This is a genomic window from Microcystis sp. 49638_E5 (assembly GCF_021300285.1).
GTDB classification, from domain to species: Bacteria; Cyanobacteriota; Cyanobacteriia; order Cyanobacteriales; family Microcystaceae; genus Microcystis; species Microcystis aeruginosa_C.
In genome coordinates this window covers 1-19,820 of record NZ_JAJTDH010000084.1, presented here as the reverse complement: position 1 = coordinate 19,820, position 19,820 = coordinate 1, and the positions used below count along the sequence as shown (strand labels likewise).

Here is a 19,820-nt window from a genome sequence, read left to right as displayed (position 1 = left end):
TCTCTTGAAGCTAATTATGATGATTATCTTGAAAAAAAATGATAATTAGACAGAAGTTCTCTTGTTCACATAGAGAACTTTATCTTCTTTTGTTTTCAAAATGAGAATTGCTGGCATAAACTTTTCTGAGTTCGTAAGTTTCGGGAGTTTCAGAATCTCCCACAGTTAAAAATTCATGAAGTTCGTCTATAGGAATAGGACTGGTATAGATATTGGCTTGATCACGATAAATCTCCCAAAAAGATTCAATCGCTTCTTTTAGTTTCTCAATAGCTTTTTCCTGAGTTTCTCCTTGTCCAACTAATCCATTTTCAAGACATAATGAGACCCAATAATCTGCACTTTTTCTCAGAATAACGGTATAAAAGTTCATGGTGATTGTTCCGTTGAAATTTTAATCGGAGATTAGAATTTACTCTAGCTTAATCTTAACACAAGACCAACCGAACAAACTCCCCTGACCTCAATCTTTTAAATTAACGTCTTTGGATCATTTCATCAATAAACAATAAATAAAGTGCATTATACTTTGTTAATGCACCCGATCAGAAAAGCGATCACTTAGGATAATATATGATTATGCAATTACTAAAACTGACTCGGTAGAATTATCGCTAAATCTCTTAATAGCTTGTTTATGTTTTAAAATAAGACTGATTAGATGATAAGTGGTACAATTTCCAATCCTCAACCAGATGAACTTTGGAGGTTGGCCATACAACAAACTCCGTTGATAAAAATCAGCATCTTTCGAGACAATTATAAATCCATTGATACGCGCATATTCCCAAATCCTTTGATCGGGAAACCCTTTTAGGCTACAATCTCTAACATGAGCGCTATCGGGAAAATGTGATACCAGTAACAGAGGTAGTTTAGGTGATAAGTTTTCGTCAAATAGCAGTTTCATAGGGAATAACCATTAAACGACGATCCCGCTCGGCGGCAAATGCAAAACAGGCTTGTATATCTTCTAAGGTAAGATCGGGGAAATCATCTAATATTTCTTCAATAGTCATCCCTCCTCCTAGATAATCAAAAATATCTGCTACTGCAATACGAGTATTGACAATGCAAGGTTTGCCACTGCGAATGTCTGGGTTAATCACAATCCGATCTCGATATTTAGCTGCAAAAGACATAGTAATAATTGTTGTTGGCTAATGATTATTATAACTTAATGTTAACTGTACTTTAAGCTTGATAAATCTTAAAACTAAAGCCCTCGACTTTTAGGTTTCAAAAATTCTATTATCAATAAGCTGCATTACACTACCTTAATCCACTCTAAAAGAGCGGCGATCGCACTTTTGATGTTAAACTAAGATCAGAAAACTTTTTCTATCATTTATGAAAAAACTTAGAGTTTATATTGATACATCAGTCATTGGAGGCTGTTTAGATGATGAATTTTCCTTAGAGTCCAATCAATTGATGGAAGCCATTAAGCAAGAAAAGTTTATTTTGTTAATGAGTGATATCATTGTTAGCGAATTAACTAATACCCCCCAAGCGGTTAAAGATATTTTATTATCGATTCCGCAGAGAGTTATTGAAGTAGTTAAGATAACACCTGAAGTTTTACAGTTAAGGGATGCTTAAGTACCTAAGCAAAATTAATTACACATATCTAACCACCTCTTGCCTCCTGCCTCTTGCCTTTTGCCTATCTTGACTAGGAAATTAATTTTGCACGACTACTTATATCAATGAAGGAGTTGTTACATCAAAGTCTATTAATGATGCTACTCATGTAGCGGCTGCTACAATAGCTAGAGCGGATGCAATCATATCATGGAATTTTAAACATATTGTGCGCCTAGATAAAATGAAAGGCTATAATCAAATTAATTTACTCAATGGCTATGGGATTTTGACTATTATTTCTCCTTTAGAGGTAACAATTGATGAAGCCAACGACAATTAAAAAAAGTTTTGACTGTTTAGCTTTTAAACAAACCAGTCAAGAAAAAATGGCTAAAGACATGAAAAATCTCAGCTATTCAGATCAGATTGAATATCTTCAAAAAAAGATTAATGAAAGTGATTTAAAGTTATGGTGGGAATCCATCAATAACAAGAAATAAGGCGAATTATACTCTGTTAATGCACCCGACAAGAAAAGCGATCGCACTTCTAATATTCTGCCAAATGCGATCACAAATCTCCATTTTTACGGAAAAAATGATAATATAAAACTCAAATTTGAACTATTGTTGTGGAAAGATAGTAAGATGACAAAGTTACAATTAACTCAAGCGGAAATTGAAAGCCTTACTTTTGATGAATTTTTGTATTTAAGAAATTGGATTAATAAGTTAGACGATCAACAATGGGAAAAACAAATCAAATTTTAGTAAGAAGGAATTTTGAGCTTTTAAAAAGTGACTTAAACCATCCTTCTTTGTCTTTTAAAAAAGTTGGAGAATTTTGATCGGCAGGATTTGGTATTAATTATAGAGCTTTAGCTTTTAAAGATGATGAAGATTATATTTGGGGGTGGATAGGAAGTCATGAAAAATAGGAAAGATTATTAAAATAAAAGCGTTCACCTCTTTATTGCCAAAATGTAGTTAAACAAAGTGCAACCCAACACCAACCAAATAAATTAATAATTGATCATCTTGGATCGCACTCAATCTACAGGAGATAGCCATTTTAAAACAGTCTTTTCAATAGTTCATCTTTACTTAGATTAAAATGTAGAGCGACATCACGCAAAATATTATTTAAAGTGCCTATTTTGACAGGATTATGAGCAGGAATAGTAATCTGATGTGTACCATTTTCAGAAGTAGTTAGTCTAATATGGCTACCCGTTTGACGACTCACTTCATAACCTAACTCAGACAATTTTTTGATTAAGTCATCACTGGATAAATCTCTGGGTAGCTTCATACCGCAAATACCTCATCCCTAACAATATGTAAACGAATAATTTTAGGGCGATTTTCCCTATCATCATAATGACAATTAACGGCATCTTTTACCATTTCTCGTAAAGATTGTAAATCATCGGCTTCGGTAAAAATAGACTCGCCTAATGCCCTTGCTGTATATCCCCCTTCCGGTGCATCTTCCACTAAAAAAACTATTTCTGTCATATTTCCTTCTTTACTCTCTAAATTTTTGCAGTAATTTTAATTATAGTTTGTTTAGTTTTTTAGATAGCACTGTTTAAAGCTTACAAGATTAGCGTTCGCCGTTTATCAACCCTAATCGCCTCTTTATTGCCAAAATGTAGTTAAACAAAGTGCAACCCAACACCAACCAAATAAATTAATAGTTGATCATCTTGGGTTTCGTGCCTCAACCCAATCTACCAGATCGGCGATCGCAGTGATGTTGCCTTACTGGGGAAAAAATGGTACGATAATAACAATTTATTAATATTATTGGTAAGTAATTATGTCATCTTTAGTTATCTCACAACATATTGAAATCACTCCTGGTATCTGTGGTGGAAAACCTCGTATTGCTGGACATCGAATTAAAGTTCAAGATATTGTAATTTGGCATGAAAGAATGGGAATGTCACCAGATGAAATTATTTATCACCATCCTACTATTACCCTAGCAGATGTTTATGCGGCCTTGACCTATTACCATGACAATCGAGAAGAAATTAGACGACAAATTGAAGCAGGAGAAACTTTTGCTAAACAACTACAAGGAAACAAACCATCTTTAATTGAGAAAATATTACAGGGTGAAAATGCCAGTCAAGATTAAATTTCATCTGGATGAAAGTGTTAGTAATGCTATTGCAAACGGCTTGAGAATGCGGGGAGTTGATGTCACAACATCCCCAGAAGAGGGTCTAATTGGTGCATCTGATGAAAGACAACTAGCTTATGCTTTGTCCCAACAACGAGTCATTTTTACTTTTGATGATGATTTTCTTAGTTTGGCCTCTACAGGTATTGAACATTGTGGCATTATTTACACTCGCCAACAACGTCAGCCAATTGGAAAAATTATCAGTGATTTAGTCTTAATTTGGGAATGTTTAGAACCTCAATATATGTATAAAAAGATTGAGTTTTTGTAAAGATTAGACACAATAATAAATAAGGTGCATTATACTGTGTTAATGCACCCGATAGAAAAGCGATCGCACTAATAAAGATCTTCTTCTTTATCAGTTTCAATGACACAATTAGAAGTAGGATAAGCAACACAAAGCAATACATAACCATCGTCTATTTGATCATCATCTAAGAAAGATTGATCTGATTGATCTACACTACCAGAAACGATCTTACCAGCACAGGAACTACAAGCTCCCGCACGACAATCAGAAGTAATATCTAGTCCGTATTCTTCAGCTATATCAAGAATGTACTCATCAGCAGGAACTTCAATTGTCTCTTTTCCATCAGGAGTAATTAAAGTTACATTATAGTAACCCGGACGAGAATTATTAGTTGATGCTCTTGAATTGGATACATTCTCTTCGGTTTTTTTATTTAGTTCTTCTTCAAAAGCATCAAACTCTCTACGGATTTCATTGATTTTATATTGTTTCTCTCGCTCACGATGTCTTTGATAGTCTTCAATTTTTTCCCTTACTTCTTTTGCAACTTTAGGAGCTTCTTTTATCGCATGTTTAAGCCCTTCTCTTGCTAAGTGATTCAGTGCGTGTGTCAACCAATCGCTCATTTTCAAAGTCCTCCTGTAATAAAAAGTGTTGAAAACTTAACTTGATGTAAAATTTAACAAAGTAGTTCTTACTAACACCGGTAAGGTGGAGAAATAGGCACACCATTTTGATAGTTTTGGCATACTCTATAATACCATCCATCAGGCATTAACACAAAGTAAAAATGTGTATATGGTTGACCAGACTGTAACATTCTACGTCCTTCTTGTTCTCCAACTGCTTTAAAAACACCTCCTACTAATCCTCCAATTGCTGAATTTACTACTGTTCCCACATTTATTATTTGACGAGGAGAATATCGTTGAGCTTTAATTGGACTAATCCCAATATTGATGAATGCAAACATTATTGAGAGCCAAGTAATAAAACGAAAATAAGTTAATGATTTAGTTGTTGTTTTCATAATTAATACCCACAATTACGAATGTTCAAAAATAACTCCTTGTAAGGATACCAACTGGCACTTTTACCTACCCCCCCGAATACTTGATACCAACTTGACTTAAAATCTGAACCACTTTGGTTGCGTCATAACTGGGGACTTCTATCTGATCCCCTGAAATTGAGGCATTTGAACCCAATGAACCGACGATTTTTGCCTTAGCTTCTGATTTTTTAGAATCGAGCGCATATTTGTCTAAAACGAACTTCGTCATAAAATACCTACGTTAAACTGAGACATAAGCAATAATACTTAGAACTAGCGTCGCTGAGTTAGATATGGTTAGTTTTAGGTCTGTTTTGCTTAACTAGATTCCATCATGCCAAACGCTTCCAAAAAGTGACAACCCCTAAACATCGGATTTTATCGGGAGTTTTGTCGGGTAAATTTTTCTGAAAATTGGAAAAAGTGGGATTTAGTTGGGCTATAATACCCAAAAGTCTTTTGCTGTGTCGATTGTATGAATATCACGGAAGTCTTACAACTGATTGACGAACGCCTTATTGAGCGAGATAAAAAGCCGCTAAATACTATCCAGAAGGCTATTTTTGAAGGGAGTTGGCAAGGACAGAGTTATCAAGAAATAGGTAACGAATATCACCGCAGTGAGACTCATATTAGAGAGGAAGGTGCTAAATTATGGAAGCTTTTATCGGATGCTTTTGGGGAAGAAATAAGAAAATCTAATTTTCGTTCTACCATAGAAAGAATGAAGATTAAATCATCACAAATTGTTGAAATAAATCAAAATTTTAATTTTTGCTCTCAGATTTTTAATCAACTCAATAAAGATGACAAAAATAGAGAGATAAACTCTCAATATTCTCAGACATATCATGATCTAACCCTTGCTCCTCAAATTATTGACTTTTACGATCGAGAAAACGAACTCGCAACAGTCTCGAACTGGGTGTTTAAGCAAAATACTCGCTTAATTGCCGTTTTGGGATTATGGGGAATAGGAAAAACCACCCTAGTTAAACGATTTATTGATCTCAATTTAGAACAATTTGAAGTGGTGATTTGGAAAAGTTTAAAATTTCCTAAGTCTTTAGATTTATGGCTAAATGATTTATTGAATACTTGCCAAAAAGAACCGAAAGAAAGCACCGATAATAAAATCCAGCAATTGTTAGAAGTTCTAAGCAATCATAAATGTTTAATCGTCTTAGATGATTTTCAAAATCTTTTTGCTGTTGGTCAAATGGCGGGTAATTATCAACCTGAATATAGTAGTTATCAACATTTTTTAAAACTGATTGCAGAAATCCAACACCAGAGCCATTTTATTCTCATTAGTCAAGAAAAATCGGCGGAAATGAACTATCTTAATCAAGAAAATTCTCCCATTCAATGCTTAGAATTATCAGGATTTGAAGCCATTGATTTTCTTAAAAATAAAGGTTTACAAGATGGGGAAAGATGGTTAGAATTAATTCAATTATACGAAGGTAATCCTTTTTATTTAACTGATATTGCCGTTTTGATTAAAGATGTTTTTGATGGCAAGGTTAACGATTTCTTGGCAGAAAATAGCTTAGTTATTACAAAAAAAATGCAGTCTCATTTAAAACAAATTTTTGGTCGCTGTTCTCCCCTTGCCCAACAAATCGCCTTAGAATTAAGTAAAGTTGATCAACCTTTATCTAGAGAGGAGTTAAAAAATAACCTAGATTTATCTGCTAGTGATTTAATCAATGGTTTACAATCCTTGCAACAACGTTATTTAATTCAAAGGGAGCAAAACCGATTTCAATTATCATCTATTTTTAAAGCGTATATCAAAAGCGATTGATTGTAATATTTTTTAGAGGAGATCGAGTCTAAAAAAGAACCCTTCCAACCTCTTAAACTGATTGGTAATCATTAGAGGCAATCAGCGATATTGATAGCGATGTGTGAGATTATTCTTGAGATAATAAATGGCTGGTTATAATTAAATTAAAAATGGATTTTAGGTTTGATCCCCCCTGCCCCCCTTGATAAGGGGGGTTTGATCCCCCCTGCCCCCCTTGATAAGGGGGGTGCCGATCCCCCCTGCCCCCCTTGATAAGGGGGGTTTGATCCCCCCTGCCCCCCTTGATAAGGGGGGTGCCGGTAGGCGGGGGGATATCCCTTGATAAGGGGGGTGCCGATCCCCCCTGCCCCCCTTGATAAGGGGGGTTCGATCCCCCCTGCCCCCCTTGATAAGGGGGGTTTGATCCCCCCTGCCCCCCTTGATAAGGGGGGTGCCGGTGATCCCCCCTGCCCCCCTTGATAAGGGGGGTTTGATCCCCCCTGCCCCCCTTGATAAGGGGGGTGCCGGTAGGCGGGGGGATCTCCCTTGATAAGGGGGGCATCTGATAATTTTTAACGCCTACCTACTTATAAAGTCGATGTCTGATAACTGATAATTGATCGCTGAATTTAACTTCTTAAAGAAACTTGGAACTGTTTAACTAAAGCTTCTCGCACTTTTGTCATTAAGGGTTCCACATCTTCATCGGTTAAAGTTCGATCGCTGGCACGATAGACTAAACTAAAGGCCAAACTACAATGATTTTCTGGCACATTCTGCCCCTGATAGCGATCGAATAATTCGACTTTTTCTAAAAGAGTTCCCCCAGCATTTTTGATAGTTTTTGTCAATCTATCTACGGGTATATCTGTAGAAACAAAGAAGGCGATATCTCGTGCAGCCCCCGGATAGGTAGAATAGACCTGTAAACGCGGGGTAATTTTGGCACTATCGCTAAGAGTTGCTAACAGGATCGGGAACTGGATTTCAAAGGCATAAACTGCCTCAATTAATCCCTTTTGCTGACGCAATTGCGGGTGTAGTTGACCAAAAATTCCTAGTCGTTGTTTACCAATCCATAAAGATGCTGTTCGTCCGGGATGAAAACGCGCATCTTCGGCATCTTTTTCGTAGCTTACTGTCAGCGAAAGGCGATCGAATACTGCTTCTAAAATGCCTTTTGCTTCATACCAAGTCATGGCTACCTCTTTACCCGATCGCAGCCAACGTCCGGCCGGGAAGAAATCACCGCCAAAAATGCCAGCAATCGCATCGTATTCGTTGATATTATCCGATTCTGAGCGGAAAACTCGCCCGATCTCGAAGCCATTTAAGGAACCGTTACCCTGAGACTGATTATACTCAAACGCTTCGATTAAACCGTCGAGGAGATTAGTCCGCAAAGCAGAATACTCGACAAAAAGGGGATTAGCGAGGACAACTTCCGCTAATTCCGGTTTAACTAGGGAATACTGGACTAATTCCGTCAAACCGACTGCTCGAAAAGCTTCCCGTACCCGACGCTGTATAGTTTCCTCAAAGGACAATCCTCCGGCTGCGGTTTTTGCCGGCAAAGTATCGACAAAGCGATCATATCCGTACAGTCGCGCCACTTCTTCAATTAAGTCAATTTCTCGTTCTAAATCCCGATAACGGTAGTCTGGCACTGTCACAGTCCACAGAACAGGATTTTTTGAGGTTAACTGTAATTCACAGCCTAAATTGCCTAAAATCCGTTCCACATCTTCGGCGAGAATTTCACTGATCGCACCGTTATCTAGGGTAACTTGACCCAGTAGCTGCTGCAAACGTTCTAAACGCAATTCGATCGAACGACTGGACTGATCGGCACGATAATCAGCTTTAACCTGACTGCTGACAGTTCCCCCAGCTAACTCTAGAATCAAATCGATCGCCCTTTGACAAGCATATTCCAAAGCGGCGGGATTAACACCGCGTTCATAGCGTCCAGAAGATTCGCTGCGTAAACCCTGCGCTTTTGAGGAACGACGGATAGCGATCGGATCGAATAAAGCCGACTCTAGCACAAGATTAACGGTTTCCTCGTTAACTTCTGTATCTTGACCTCCCATCACCCCCGCTAAAGCTACCGGCTTATTATTGGCAGTAATTAATAAATTAAGCTCTTTTAAGCTTCTTTCCTGACCATCAAGGCTAATAATTTTTTCCCCTTCCTCGGCAAAACGGACCCCAATAGTAACGGATTTACCTCCGGCAAAACTTTGTAAACGATCGCGATCGAAAGCGTGTAAGGGTTGTCCCCACTCCAAGAGGACATAATTAGTAATATCGACCACATTATTGATCGATCGCAATCCGGCAGCCTGTAAACGCTGTTGCAACCATAGCGGAGATGGGCCAATTTTTACCCCCTCGATCACCGTACCAATATAAGCAGGACAAGCTTTATTTTCTGATATTTCCAGCGTTAAATCTTTTTTAGGGGAAAATTCACCTAATTTCACTTTTGGTAGGCTTAATTCTCCTCCTGTCAAAGCCGCCACTTCTCGCGCGACTCCGATCATACTCAAAGCATCGGCACGGTTAGCGGTGGGAGAAATATCTAAAATCACCTCATCGAGTCCTAAAAGGGGACGAACATCTGTACCTAAAGGGAGATTTTCCTGGCTAAAAATGTGGATTCCTTCAGAATCTTTAGTTAATCCTAATTCCGCGAGGGAACAGATCATCCCTTCCGATTTTACCCCCCGCAATTTAGCCGGTTTAATCGTTAAATTGATTTTGGCTAAATAAGTTCCCAAAGTAGCCACGGGAACTAGAATATCAGCCCTAGCATTGGGCGCACCACAGACAATTGTACTAAGATTTTCCTGACCGATATCCACCTGACAGACACTTAATTTATCTGCGTTGGGATGGGGTTGACGATCGATAATTTTACCAATAACCACACCCTTTGCCCATTCTCGGCGATCCTCGATCTCTTCCACTTCTATTCCCGCAATTGTCAATAATTCGGCTAATTCTTGGGGAGATTGGACAATTTTGACTAATTCTCGTAACCAGTTGATCGAAATCCGCATCGTTAATTCTTGCTTGCCGTTGGTTCTTAACTATTGTAAACCGTGGGTAGTCAATGATTTAGAAATTAGGGACGATCGGCTGTTAGAATATTAGGGGCAAGATGGAAGGCCTGTGTAAATAACCGATCATTTTCCTTGGCCAGGGGTGATATTATCTTTGAACAGATTACCGATAATTTGGGTAGATAATCAGTAGTTAGCTATCTATATCAAAAAGGATTATTGATGCCACCCGATCAAATAGAAAACCTACTCAAGGGAATTTTGAGACAATACCAAAGTTCTTTTAGTGACAAAATCTATGGAGAAGAAAATGATGATTATGATCCGCTTATGAGGGTATTTGGAATTACTCCTAGTTTAAAAAGGGAAAATCGTCAGTATTGGGGCAGGGAACTAGGAATGTGTTGGCAACGTCTGGTGACAGAAGTTTTTAAGGCTAATTGTTTAGATTATCAACCGGCTTTAAAGATTGCAGATGATCAACCTTGTGACTGCATTTTAGGTAGAGATGCCATTGATACTAAATATAGAATTGGTTCGGGAGATTCTGGCACACTTAAAAAGTTTAAACAGTATGGAAAACTATTACAGGAAAGAGGACTTAAACCTATTTTACTGATTGTGCGAGAGGATAACTTACCAGCAGCGATTAAAGCTTGTCATCTGGGTGGCTGGACTGTTTTGCAGAGCCAACAAAGTTTTGATTATATACTTGAGCGCAGTGGGTTCGATTTGCTGAAAACTTTTGATAAATTTTCTGAAACACAGGAGTTTTATATTGCCCGATGAATATCTCAAAAAGATGGCAACTTCTGCACGGTGATTGTAGAGAACTTCTCACTTTACTAGAAGAATCTAGTATATCTTGTGTGATCACAGATCCACCCTATAATTATGAGTTCATTGGCAGAAATTGGGATCATGATGAAATCCAAAGACGCAGAGAACGCATTCAAAACAGTTCCACACTGGTAAAAAATATTCCCTATGGAAGTGGGTTAGCTGGTGGGGTTCGCAATGAGCGTTGGTATCAACGCAATCGCGAAAATGTGGTCAATTATATTGAATGGGCAACAGATTGGTCAAAGGAACTAATGCGTGTTTGTAAAAGGGGGGCTGTTGTCGCTGTTTTTAGTAGCACAAGAACACTGGCTCATATTCAGATTGCTCTTGAAAATGCCGGTTTTTATGCTAGAGATGTGCTGGTTTATAGACGACATTCAGGCATTCCTAAAGGATTAAATATTGAGAAAAAACTTGACAAAATTGGTGATACTAATGCTCAACAATGGCAAGGTTGGCATACTTGCCTGAGAAATGAATGGGAAGCTATAGTTATTGTGCAGAAGCCTCTAAAAAACAATTATATTGAAACTCTACAAATGACTGGATTAGGTCCCTTCAAAGCTATACTAAGTGACGGCTCTTTTCAATCCAATATTTTAGAGGGCTTTTCTAAAGGACGGGATGAAAATTTTGATGAGCATTGTACGATTAAACCTTTATCATTGATTAGAAAACTGCTCGAGTTATTTCTACCACAGGATAACAGTCATATAGTTCTCGATCCTTTTGCTGGAACGGGTACAACTTTAATTGCCGCTCTAGAATTAGGTTATCAGACTATTGGTATTGAAATTGAAGATCAGTATATTAATATCATTCAACAACGTTTGGGGGAATATTTTGGCAAGATCGGCCAGGAATTTGAGGTATTTGATTAGTCAATCAAAAAGTTAACAATAATAACCGCTACGGTAGAAAATCGGCTCGACAATAAATCCCTCGGAGAATTAAGGAGAGTTAGTCAAGCTTTCGAGCAGAACATCATTCTTAATAACTCTTATCTTAAAGTACACACAGACAGAACACTTCTGGGAAAATTATCCCCATCTCTCTAGGAACAAGCTATCATAAAGATTGCCATACCGTTGCGATTCTATCCGTGCCTTACTATTCCCAATATCCCGACGCTTTTACTCCCAGTTATCTGAGCGAACTACAAGGACAGATTCTCGCTTGTCCCCACTTCACAGTTAACAATTTAAATCGAGATTTCGTTAAAACCAAAGGCTTTTCCATCGCTTTTCGACGCACACAAATCAGCGAAGTTGCACGAATGTTTCCCTATTTTAAACCCTATCTCGATCGCAGTTTACAAGCTGACTGCAACGCTTTTTATCTTAACCCCTTACTCCTACAAACCGGTTCACGCGTCGATCCTCATATCGATCGCTCCCTGCGCTCCTATTGTAAAACAATCGATCCCCCGCTCCTAGTTAGCGTCCTTTATGTGCAGGTTCCTAAAGATATTCAAGGGGGGGAACTGGTACTAGCAACAGGCAATCGTTCTGTGGCCCAGATTCGTCCTTGTGCTAACACCCTGATCCTCTTTCAAGGAGATCTTACCCATTCAGTTAATCCCGTTAGCTGTTCTGGTATTCGTCTGAGTCTTGTCTGCGAACAATATCGTTTAGATGCCGAAGAATTGCGAGAGATTCCCGAAATGCAGATAGAATCGCGAACCATAAAACCAGAAAAGAAAAAAAAGAAAGATCGGGTCGTTGCCCTACAATAAAAGGGCATTTTTGTAAAGATATTCTAGATGGTGATGCGCGAACCGATCGTCGAATTAAGGGGAGTGACCAAAGCTTTCGGTAAGAAAGTAATCTTAAATAACGTCGATCTGAAAGTGTACGAAGGGGAAGCGATCGGCGTGATCGGTCCATCCGGGACGGGAAAATCGACCATTTTACGCTTAGTCGCCGGATTACTGGCCCCCGATCGGGGAGAAGTGTACATCTACGGTACAAAACGGCAGAGAACCGTAGAACAGGGGGAAGATCCCCTCGGTGTTGGTCTAGTTTTCCAACAATCGGCCCTTTTTGACTCCCTCACCGTCGGGGAAAATGTCGGTTTTGCTCTCTATCGCCACTCAAAGCTAAAACGAGCCGAAATTCGCGATTTAGTGGAAGAAAAACTGGATTTAGTGGGTATGACTGGTTCCTACGACCTCTATCCCTCTGAAATATCCGGAGGGATGCGAAAACGGGTCAGTTTAGCCAGAGCAATTATCAGCGATCCCTCGATCGCCGCCGATCGACCGAACATTCTCCTTTACGATGAACCCACTGCCGGACTCGATCCCGTCGCTTCTACCCGCATCCAGACGGTAATTATGGAACTTCTCAAAGTAAAAAAAGCCTGTGGGGCCCATCTCATTGTCACCCACGTCCACAGCACCATCGAAAATACCACCGATCGCATCGTTTTTCTCTATAAAGGTCAATTTCAATGGGTTGGACCGACTCAAGAGGCTTATCACTCCGAAATCCCCGTACTCAAGCAATTTTTTACCGGCAGTATCGACGGACCAATTCAGTGATCAGTAAACAGTAAACAGTAATCAGTGAACTGATAACTCGCATCTGATCACTGATCACTGATCACTGAAATCCTCCGATTTCTCCTGTAAGATACTGTTTAGAGATGAGGAGTAATTATTTATGGAAGCTGGCGGTTCACAACGAGGGATTTCCCCAACTCTGCGGCAAAGTGGTATCGGTTTAATGTTACTGACATCGGGGGGAATATTAATCTGGTTTATCGCCTGGTTAAGTAATTTTAGCTTCGGGGGACGCAGTTATCGCGCCAGCTTCCTTTTTCCTAATGTGGGTGGCATGATGGTGGGAACCCGCGTCGGTTATCGGGGAGTGAGAATCGGACAAGTGACGGCAATTACCCCAGAACCGGAGGGAGTCGCCGTAGAAGTGGAGATTTCGCCAGCAGATCGCCTAATTCCCAGTAATTCCCTCATCGAAGCCATTCAATCCGGTTTAGTGGGTGAAACCACGATCGATATTACTCCCCTGCAAGCTTTACCCGTCGGTGGTGTTAAAGAACCCCCTTTGAGTCCTAACTGTAATGGGGAGGTGATTATCTGTAACGGTTCCCGTTTACAAGGGCAATCGGCGCTAAATGTCAATACCCTGATCAGATCTTTACTGAGAATTTCTAATCTAGTTAGCGATCCCGATATGGTGGCCGGATTTCGTTCTTTTACCCAACGCGCTGCTAATGCCTTGGGGGGACTCGATCGCTTTAGTGGTGAGGCAACCACCGCTTTAAGCGAGGTTCGTCGCAGCGGTACTCTAGGTAAAGTTAATTCGGGGATGAGATCCCTAGAATCCTTACCCCAAGTATCCGGTTCTCTCGATCGCCTTTCTAGTGATCTTTCCGGTGTCGGGGGATTGAGTCAGGAAGCGACTACTTTACTGAGAAGTTTACAGGGAAGTGGCGGCCTGAGAAATTTAGACGCTACCCTAGTGGAGGCCCGAAAAACGCTGCTTTTGGTGGGAGAAACCACCGAAGAACTGCGGGTTTTTTTGGCAGCTAATCAAAATCGTTTAATTGCTACTCTCGATAGTATCAAAACTACTAGCGATCGCCTACAAACTACTCTCGCTGCTTTGGATCCGATCCTGACGGAAGTGCAGAAAAGCCAAATTATTGAGAATTTAAACACTATTTCGGCAAATGCTGTTAAATTAAGTGAAAATTTGGGCAACTTTACCGCCTATCTCTCCGATCCTGCCACTGTTGTCACCCTACAGCAACTCCTCGACTCCTCTCGCGCTGCTTTTGCCAATCTTCAGAAAATCACCTCGGATGTGGATGAAATTACCGGTAATCCGCAACTGCGACAGGAAATTATCCGTTTAATTCAAGGTTTAAGTCGTTTGGTGTCTTCTAGCGAACAACTACAGCAGGAATTCGCCCAAGGTCAAGCAATGACAAGAATGGCCGCCCAAATTGCGACAATAGCCCCAAATCCCGCCGCTAATACCCCAGAAAAAGACCCTAAGAAACCTGAATCTGAGTAGCAGAATTTGGGGTTAGGGGTTGGGAAAAAAAAGTCCGAGCATTTGTACTAAATTTTTCAAGACCCAGCTAGTGTGCCTAATTTTTTGTCATAGCTAAATGAGGAATTTCTTCACCATGTTGACGATAACTTTCTTTAACGCCTTCCCAAGCTACAATTAATTCATTGAGTGCTGTTTGGGGGCTATCAGCAAAAGCGGAAACGCTAGGCATTTCTACTAAGTATGCTATCCAATCTCTCTCCTCATCTTGGAAGATATTAATGCTAAAACCGTTAAAATCCTCGGTGGTTGGATTCATTTTCTTCCTCCTGTATTTTTAAAAATTGTTTAACTTGATAAGCTTTCGCTTCACCGTTTTTTGTCGGTTGAATAGATAGACGGACTCTCTTGGATGAATACCAAATGTGATGACTTCCTGTTTGATGGTCAAAAGTCCAACCACAAAGATTAAGCAAACTCTCAAATTCGCTAAAACGTAATCCTTGAGGCGAGTTTTTGGCCTTTTCTAGCAGTTTTTCTTTTTTTCCCATCGATCGATCACAACGAACTCAATCTATTTTAGCTTAAAGTTAAAAGAAGGAGATCGCATTTATACATCGCAGTCAGCCATCAGCTTGCAAGAGTTATCTCAAAAATGGCAATTAATTTGGCACGACTACTTACAATCGTTTTGAGATTAGGAGATAAATTTTCATCCAGCAAAAACCGAATTTTCATGCTTTTTGTAAATACTCCTGCTCCTTTTTAATTTTTGCTTTTCTTAAACGATCAATTAAAGGAGATGATGTTTCTAGCCACTGTTGATAATGTTGTTCCCGTTGTCTTTCTAGCTTGACAAGATAGAGATCGATTTGTGCTTGATTGTGATAATAATAGGTCAAAGTGGCATAAATTTTTTCTAAATTTAGAGTTGGTAATTCTTGGAGAATTTCTTGAGGACTATAACCTTGTCGATAGTATTTCAGTACGTCCTCAATGCCAATACGATGTCCTTTTAATTGAATATTATCTACTGCTACAAATTCAAAATAATCTTCTAACTGCATAGGTTGTTACCTCCTAAAACATCAATACTATCCTAGCATATTATTAAAAATGTGCCGCAAAATTCAAATTATTCACCGATTTTAAGCCTATCTGAATATTCAATTTAACCCACCTAGTTTAGATGGGTTAAAAAGATAAAAATAGATTAAGATTGACGTTTTAAAGCAGAACTAATTCCTAATACTCCTAAACTCAATAATCCTAGCACTGATGAAGGTTCGGGGATAGGAGTAGGAGTAGGAGGAGGGGAAAGAGCTATCACCGAGACATTATCCAACGCAGGACCAGCAAAGCTATTAGTTAAACTGATAAACTCAAGGGTAGTGGTTGTACTGTTAGCAGTAAAATCCCAAGATTTTGATAGCCATCCCATATTTGAACTGCTTTTTCCTGTTGTATTAAAAGAAAAATCAGCAGAACTTCCTCCCGCACTCACTCTCATGTCTTTAATAATAGGACTTGCGTTGGGATTACCCGCCAGATCAAAAGTCACCCGATAAGTCCCACCGACAGTTGTGTTAAAGGTTTGCTGAATTCGACCAGCATTCCCTCCAGATAAATCCAGACTTCTAGAACCATTAGAAGCTTGCCATAATGCACCTATGTAATCGATTGATCCTTGGCTAACCGTCCATCCTGTAATTACCGTGGAAACAGCATCAAGTGTTTGAAAAAGACCAGGGTTTGCACCGTTCTCAAAACTGCCATTTTGAACCAAATTTGCTGCTTGTACAGGGGTGACTATCAAAGCACTTACCCCAAGGACAGAGGAAGCAATTGAGAGTTTTAATAAGCTATGCTTATCCCCCCCGAAAATCGATTAGTTTTGCTAATCTTTGAGTCATGACTAAAAACTCTACTTTTACAAGAACGGCTTCATCATAGCAGAGAAAAGCTTATAAAATAAATGAAAAAATGATTAACTTTTTGGCTCTTCTCGACTTTGTGTGACAATTTTTGCTTATATAGTAGCGATCGATCTTTGTGTCCTTTGTGTCTCTGTGGTTCGTTCCACTCACTCGCCCGCAAGAATGTATCTTAGAATACATTTTACCCAATAAACCTGGGATATCCGAGAGACTTGTGGCCAGATATAATTAAGGGGTATTTGGGGGAAGAAATTGAATTATGGAAGAACTTTTAGAATTAAAAGCTTTGCTCTTAAAAGGTGATATTAAAGGTTCACTGGCGATTGTAGAAGACCTTGAAGATATGAGCAAAAATGGGACTATTAGCACCATTCGTAGTTATGCTGTTATCTTATTACTGCATTTAATTAAACAACAGGCAGAAAACAGAACCACTCGTTCTTGGGATGTCTCCATTCGCAATAGTGTTAGAGAAATTCAACGCCAAAATAAACGCCAAAAAGTGGCAGGATATTATTTAAGTGATCAGGAATTAACAGACACTTTAAACGATGCTTATCTTAATGCTTTGGATGCCGCTTCTTTAGAAGTCGAATCAGGTCGTTATCAATCGGAGCAACTAGAAGCTATAATTGACAAAAATAAACTGATTAGTGCTGCTTTCCTTCTGATTAAAAACGTCTCTCCTTAGAAAGATTATGACAGACTCAATCTCTCAAGAACAAGCCTAAGAAATGTTACGTTGGTTAAACAAAAATCGTGACACCGTGCTTGATTTATATAAAAATCAATACATTGCCTATAATGAAAAAGGGGTCATTGCTCACGGTGAAAATTTACAGAATGTTCTGGAACAAGCCAAGACAACTAATCAAGAATTTGTCATTTATCTTGTTCCTCGTTGTCGTTATTCTCTGCAAATTTTACCCATTCAAGTTTAAAGTAGTTTAAGATGATTTTGACAACGGCAAAATTCTATGAAAATAACCCTTTATCAACCGACATTATCGTTATTATTGCTGCTGTTGCTATCGGGGGGTTGTGCAGTCAATCGGGAAAAAGAGAAAACCACCACTCCGCAAGCGTCTCCCCTAGCAGAAATCGTTCCTTGGCAGATGGTGGAACGGGTTACTATTTTAAAAGCCGATCAGGATCCCATCTATGCTTTAGCCATTAGTCCCGATAACTCCTTGCTGCTGAGCGGTAGTTTTGACGGCACTGTTAGGGAATGGGACCTAAAAACTCAAAAACCTCTCAGGACTTGGCAACTAGGTGATACTGTCAATGCTATCCAATTTAGTCCCGACGGTGAGACTTTTGTAACTGCCGATGCCGGGGGAAAAGTGCAACGCTGGAATACGCGCACGGGAAAATTAGAAATGACCTATCCTGGCCATGCTTTTCTCGTTACTGATGCCGCTATTTCTCCCGATGGCAAAATTTTGGCTACGGGTAGCTGGGATCGTACTGTTAAACTCTGGGATTTTCAGACGGGTACACTGTTAAAAACCCTGCGCGGCCATAATCATCCGATTCAGGCGATCGCATTTAGTCCCGATGGTAAAGGAATTGTTAGCGCCGATTACGATGGTTTCGTTAAACTGTGGAAAGTGAGTACCGGTCGCTTTATTCGGGCCTATGCGGGTAATTTATTCCCCGTTTATCGGGTGCTTTTTTCCAAGGATGGTAATACCGCCGGTACTGCTAGTCAAGACGGTTCGATCCGCAGTTGGCAAGTGAAAAGTGGCATCGGCACCACTACTATTCTCGCCCATAACGACGCTGTAACTGATATGGCCTTGCTCGATGGGGGCAAAGTTTTGGCCAGCACCTCCGGGGATGGAACCGTCAAATTTTGGGATGTTAATACCCGTCGGCGCTTGAATACCCTGAAGGGAAACGTCATCTTAAGAATGGTTGCCAGTCGAGATGGTCGTTGGTTAGTCACTGGAGATCGGGACGGTGCGATCGCTATCTGGCGGGGAATCTAATTGACTATAATTAAGACTAGAGTGTTTTCTAGGGTGGAATATAGCTATGGCAGCAGTGATTTTAAACTTAGATACAGTCAATCTCAGCGATGAGCAGTTTTACCGTCTCTGTCAAGTTAACCCAGATTGGCAACTGGAAAGAAACGCCCAAGGAGAATTAATTGTGATGCCACCTGTTGGGGGAATTAGCGGCAACCGAGAAGCCGATTTTATTAGTTTACTTTGGTTGTGGAATCGTCAAACCGGATTGGGTAAAGTCTTTAGTTCGGCGACGATTTTTCGTTTGCCGAAAGGCGGATATCGCGCTCCTGATGCCGCTTGGGTGAGTTTAACCCGTTGGCAAGCTCTAAGTCGAGAAGAACAGGAGAAATTTCCGCCTATTTGTCCCGATTTCGTCATTGAACTGCGCTCCCGTAGCGATTCCCTCCCAGAAATTCAAGCTAAAATGCGGGAATATCTCCACAGTGGTTTGCGATTAGGTTGGCTAGTTAATCCTCAACAACAACAGGTGGAAATTTATCGTCCTCAGCAACCCTTAGAAATTATGGAACTACCCGCTAATTTAAGCGGAGAGGATGTCTTACCAGGCTTTAGTTTATTTATCTCTATTTTTGATTGACATACTCCCACCGTCAAGCTACGCTGTGACGGGGGATTCTTTCCACATCGCTGTTAGAAATTCCTTGTTCAACGAGACAACTTAGATTCTCAATGTCTCCATTAAAAACCCAGAGGTCGGACTCTCCCAAGGCGTTTAGGTCGGTTTCTGTTTGCCCAACAGTACCGTTGACACTTCGACTTCGCTCAGTGTCAATGCCGAGCGAAGTCGAGGCATTGAGATGTTTTCCCAAATATTGCAACCCTTTTTTAAGAATATTTATTGCTGCATTATGATCCCTATCTAAGACTGTTTTACAATTGGGACATTGATGAGTTCTAGTGCTTAATGTTTTTTGAACTCTCGTCCCACAAACTGAACAATCTTGAGTCGTGAAATGGGGAGGAACAGCAATACAAACAATCCGATAAATCTTGGCAAAATAATTCAACCATTCAGTGAATTGATACCAAGAAGCATCA

28 protein-coding genes are annotated in these 19,820 nt (G+C 39.8%); 14 read left to right on the top strand and 14 right to left on the bottom strand.

Annotated elements, in window-relative coordinates; genetic code table 11:
- Nucleotides 1-79: 79 nt before the first annotated feature.
- The 3 genes from LW728_RS18755 to LW728_RS18745 all read right to left on the bottom strand — a co-directional run bounded on the left by LW728_RS18755 (nucleotide 80) and on the right by LW728_RS18745 (nucleotide 1,142).
- On the bottom strand, nucleotides 80-373 hold the full coding sequence (locus LW728_RS18755; RefSeq protein ID WP_287767632.1) for a type II toxin-antitoxin system HicB family antitoxin: 294 nt from the start codon (nucleotides 371-373) through the stop codon (nucleotides 80-82).
- Between the two features lie 204 nt (nucleotides 374-577).
- Nucleotides 578-910 (bottom strand): DUF5615 family PIN-like protein, encoded by a 333-nt coding sequence (locus LW728_RS18750; protein ID WP_012266357.1) that lies wholly within the window; start codon nucleotides 908-910, stop codon nucleotides 578-580.
- Complete coding sequence (locus LW728_RS18745) at nucleotides 894-1,142, bottom strand: DUF433 domain-containing protein (RefSeq protein ID WP_002735373.1); 249 nt, start codon at nucleotides 1,140-1,142, stop codon at nucleotides 894-896. The genes LW728_RS18750 and LW728_RS18745 overlap by 17 nt, the downstream gene beginning before the upstream one ends.
- Nucleotides 1,143-1,350: 208 nt before the next feature.
- On the opposite strand from LW728_RS18745, the gene LW728_RS18740 reads away from it, so the two are divergent.
- Both LW728_RS18740 and LW728_RS18735 read left to right on the top strand, forming a co-directional pair.
- Entirely contained in the window at nucleotides 1,351-1,602 is a 252-nt protein-coding gene (locus tag LW728_RS18740) for a hypothetical protein (RefSeq protein WP_260441799.1), read from the top strand.
- 305 nt (nucleotides 1,603-1,907) lie between these two features.
- A complete protein-coding gene (locus LW728_RS18735) occupies nucleotides 1,908-2,087 on the top strand; it encodes a hypothetical protein (RefSeq protein WP_159251988.1) in 180 nt (59 codons plus the stop codon).
- A 571-nt stretch (nucleotides 2,088-2,658) separates the two neighbouring features.
- Here LW728_RS18735 and LW728_RS18730 read toward each other — a convergent pair.
- Both LW728_RS18730 and LW728_RS18725 read right to left on the bottom strand, forming a co-directional pair.
- Entirely contained in the window at nucleotides 2,659-2,898 is a 240-nt protein-coding gene (locus LW728_RS18730; protein WP_002747313.1) for a type II toxin-antitoxin system HicA family toxin, read from the bottom strand.
- On the bottom strand, nucleotides 2,895-3,104 hold the full coding sequence (locus tag LW728_RS18725; RefSeq protein WP_002747310.1) for a hypothetical protein: 210 nt from the start codon (nucleotides 3,102-3,104) through the stop codon (nucleotides 2,895-2,897). Before LW728_RS18725 ends, LW728_RS18730 begins: the two co-directional genes overlap by 4 nt.
- 304 nt (nucleotides 3,105-3,408) lie before the next feature.
- Between LW728_RS18725 and LW728_RS18720 the strand changes: the two genes are divergently transcribed.
- Nucleotides 3,409-3,732, top strand: coding sequence for a DUF433 domain-containing protein (locus LW728_RS18720; protein ID WP_002802877.1), 324 nt, complete (start codon nucleotides 3,409-3,411; stop codon nucleotides 3,730-3,732).
- Nucleotides 3,716-4,051, top strand: coding sequence for a DUF5615 family PIN-like protein (locus LW728_RS18715; protein WP_002790889.1), 336 nt, complete (start codon nucleotides 3,716-3,718; stop codon nucleotides 4,049-4,051). Before LW728_RS18720 ends, LW728_RS18715 begins: the two co-directional genes overlap by 17 nt.
- Nucleotides 4,052-4,119: 68 nt before the next feature.
- On the opposite strand, the gene LW728_RS18710 is transcribed toward LW728_RS18715, so the two are convergent.
- The 3 genes from LW728_RS18710 to LW728_RS18700 all read right to left on the bottom strand — a co-directional run bounded on the left by LW728_RS18710 (nucleotide 4,120) and on the right by LW728_RS18700 (nucleotide 5,319).
- Nucleotides 4,120-4,662 (bottom strand): 2Fe-2S iron-sulfur cluster-binding protein, encoded by a 543-nt coding sequence (locus tag LW728_RS18710; RefSeq protein WP_002802876.1) that lies wholly within the window; start codon nucleotides 4,660-4,662, stop codon nucleotides 4,120-4,122.
- Between the two features lie 71 nt (nucleotides 4,663-4,733).
- Nucleotides 4,734-5,066, bottom strand: a complete 333-nt coding sequence (locus LW728_RS18705; RefSeq protein WP_002776941.1) for a hypothetical protein — start codon at nucleotides 5,064-5,066, stop codon at nucleotides 4,734-4,736.
- A 67-nt stretch (nucleotides 5,067-5,133) separates the two neighbouring features.
- Entirely contained in the window at nucleotides 5,134-5,319 is a 186-nt protein-coding gene (locus LW728_RS18700) for a hypothetical protein (protein WP_002737983.1), read from the bottom strand.
- A gap of 246 nt (nucleotides 5,320-5,565) precedes the next feature.
- On the opposite strand from LW728_RS18700, the gene LW728_RS18695 reads away from it, so the two are divergent.
- Nucleotides 5,566-6,900, top strand: a complete 1,335-nt coding sequence (locus LW728_RS18695) for a helix-turn-helix domain-containing protein (RefSeq protein WP_149989437.1) — start codon at nucleotides 5,566-5,568, stop codon at nucleotides 6,898-6,900.
- 611 nt (nucleotides 6,901-7,511) lie between these two features.
- On the opposite strand, the gene pheT is transcribed toward LW728_RS18695, so the two are convergent.
- The gene (gene pheT / locus LW728_RS18690) at nucleotides 7,512-9,947 is read right to left on the bottom strand and encodes a phenylalanine--tRNA ligase subunit beta (RefSeq protein WP_287767626.1); all 2,436 of its coding nucleotides are present in this window, start codon (nucleotides 9,945-9,947) and stop codon (nucleotides 7,512-7,514) included.
- Nucleotides 9,948-10,172: 225 nt separating this feature from the next.
- Here pheT and LW728_RS18685 point away from each other — a divergent pair, with 225 nt between their 5' ends.
- The 5 genes from LW728_RS18685 (at nucleotide 10,173) to LW728_RS18665 (ending at nucleotide 14,833) form a co-directional block, all read left to right on the top strand.
- The gene (locus tag LW728_RS18685) at nucleotides 10,173-10,739 is read left to right on the top strand and encodes a hypothetical protein (protein ID WP_043999965.1); all 567 of its coding nucleotides are present in this window, start codon (nucleotides 10,173-10,175) and stop codon (nucleotides 10,737-10,739) included.
- Nucleotides 10,736-11,674 carry a DNA-methyltransferase gene (locus LW728_RS18680; RefSeq protein ID WP_287767622.1) on the top strand — a complete coding sequence of 313 codons (939 nt, stop codon included), beginning with the start codon at nucleotides 10,736-10,738 and terminating at the stop codon, nucleotides 11,672-11,674. Before LW728_RS18685 ends, LW728_RS18680 begins: the two co-directional genes overlap by 4 nt.
- A gap of 221 nt (nucleotides 11,675-11,895) precedes the next feature.
- Nucleotides 11,896-12,528, top strand: coding sequence for a 2OG-Fe(II) oxygenase (locus LW728_RS18675; protein ID WP_002763712.1), 633 nt, complete (start codon nucleotides 11,896-11,898; stop codon nucleotides 12,526-12,528).
- 27 nt (nucleotides 12,529-12,555) lie between these two features.
- Nucleotides 12,556-13,335 (top strand): ABC transporter ATP-binding protein, encoded by a 780-nt coding sequence (locus LW728_RS18670; protein WP_008199437.1) that lies wholly within the window; start codon nucleotides 12,556-12,558, stop codon nucleotides 13,333-13,335.
- Between the two features lie 121 nt (nucleotides 13,336-13,456).
- Nucleotides 13,457-14,833 (top strand): MlaD family protein, encoded by a 1,377-nt coding sequence (locus tag LW728_RS18665; protein ID WP_287767619.1) that lies wholly within the window; start codon nucleotides 13,457-13,459, stop codon nucleotides 14,831-14,833.
- A 76-nt stretch (nucleotides 14,834-14,909) separates the two neighbouring features.
- Here the strand turns inward: LW728_RS18665 and LW728_RS18660 are convergent, their stop codons facing one another.
- The 4 genes from LW728_RS18660 to LW728_RS18645 form a co-directional block, all read right to left on the bottom strand.
- Nucleotides 14,910-15,131, bottom strand: coding sequence for a type II toxin-antitoxin system HicB family antitoxin (locus LW728_RS18660; protein ID WP_190723128.1), 222 nt, complete (start codon nucleotides 15,129-15,131; stop codon nucleotides 14,910-14,912).
- The gene (locus tag LW728_RS18655; RefSeq protein WP_194017201.1) at nucleotides 15,106-15,363 is read right to left on the bottom strand and encodes a type II toxin-antitoxin system HicA family toxin; all 258 of its coding nucleotides are present in this window, start codon (nucleotides 15,361-15,363) and stop codon (nucleotides 15,106-15,108) included. The genes LW728_RS18660 and LW728_RS18655 overlap by 26 nt, the downstream gene beginning before the upstream one ends.
- Nucleotides 15,364-15,546: 183 nt before the next feature.
- A complete protein-coding gene (locus LW728_RS18650; protein WP_002750711.1) occupies nucleotides 15,547-15,879 on the bottom strand; it encodes a DUF433 domain-containing protein in 333 nt (110 codons plus the stop codon).
- A 146-nt stretch (nucleotides 15,880-16,025) separates the two neighbouring features.
- Nucleotides 16,026-16,628: a choice-of-anchor C family PEP-CTERM protein gene (locus LW728_RS18645; protein WP_287767616.1), complete on the bottom strand. Its 603-nt coding sequence runs from the start codon at nucleotides 16,626-16,628 to the stop codon at nucleotides 16,026-16,028.
- 380 nt (nucleotides 16,629-17,008) lie between these two features.
- On the opposite strand from LW728_RS18645, the gene LW728_RS18640 reads away from it, so the two are divergent.
- Genes LW728_RS18640 through LW728_RS18625 form a run of 4 tightly spaced genes read left to right on the top strand, consistent with a single transcriptional unit; the run spans nucleotide 17,009 to nucleotide 19,359 of the window.
- On the top strand, nucleotides 17,009-17,440 hold the full coding sequence (locus LW728_RS18640; protein ID WP_287668833.1) for a DUF29 family protein: 432 nt from the start codon (nucleotides 17,009-17,011) through the stop codon (nucleotides 17,438-17,440).
- A gap of 43 nt (nucleotides 17,441-17,483) precedes the next feature.
- Complete coding sequence (locus LW728_RS18635; RefSeq protein ID WP_287668830.1) at nucleotides 17,484-17,690, top strand: DUF5678 domain-containing protein; 207 nt, start codon at nucleotides 17,484-17,486, stop codon at nucleotides 17,688-17,690.
- A 36-nt stretch (nucleotides 17,691-17,726) separates the two neighbouring features.
- Nucleotides 17,727-18,740 (top strand): WD40 repeat domain-containing protein, encoded by a 1,014-nt coding sequence (locus LW728_RS18630; RefSeq protein WP_287767613.1) that lies wholly within the window; start codon nucleotides 17,727-17,729, stop codon nucleotides 18,738-18,740.
- Nucleotides 18,741-18,786: 46 nt separating this feature from the next.
- Nucleotides 18,787-19,359: a Uma2 family endonuclease gene (locus LW728_RS18625; protein WP_287668825.1), complete on the top strand. Its 573-nt coding sequence runs from the start codon at nucleotides 18,787-18,789 to the stop codon at nucleotides 19,357-19,359.
- A gap of 13 nt (nucleotides 19,360-19,372) precedes the next feature.
- On the opposite strand, the gene LW728_RS18620 is transcribed toward LW728_RS18625, so the two are convergent.
- A partial coding sequence (locus LW728_RS18620) for an RNA-guided endonuclease InsQ/TnpB family protein (RefSeq protein ID WP_287767611.1) occupies nucleotides 19,373-19,820 on the bottom strand: 448 nt, incomplete at its 5' end.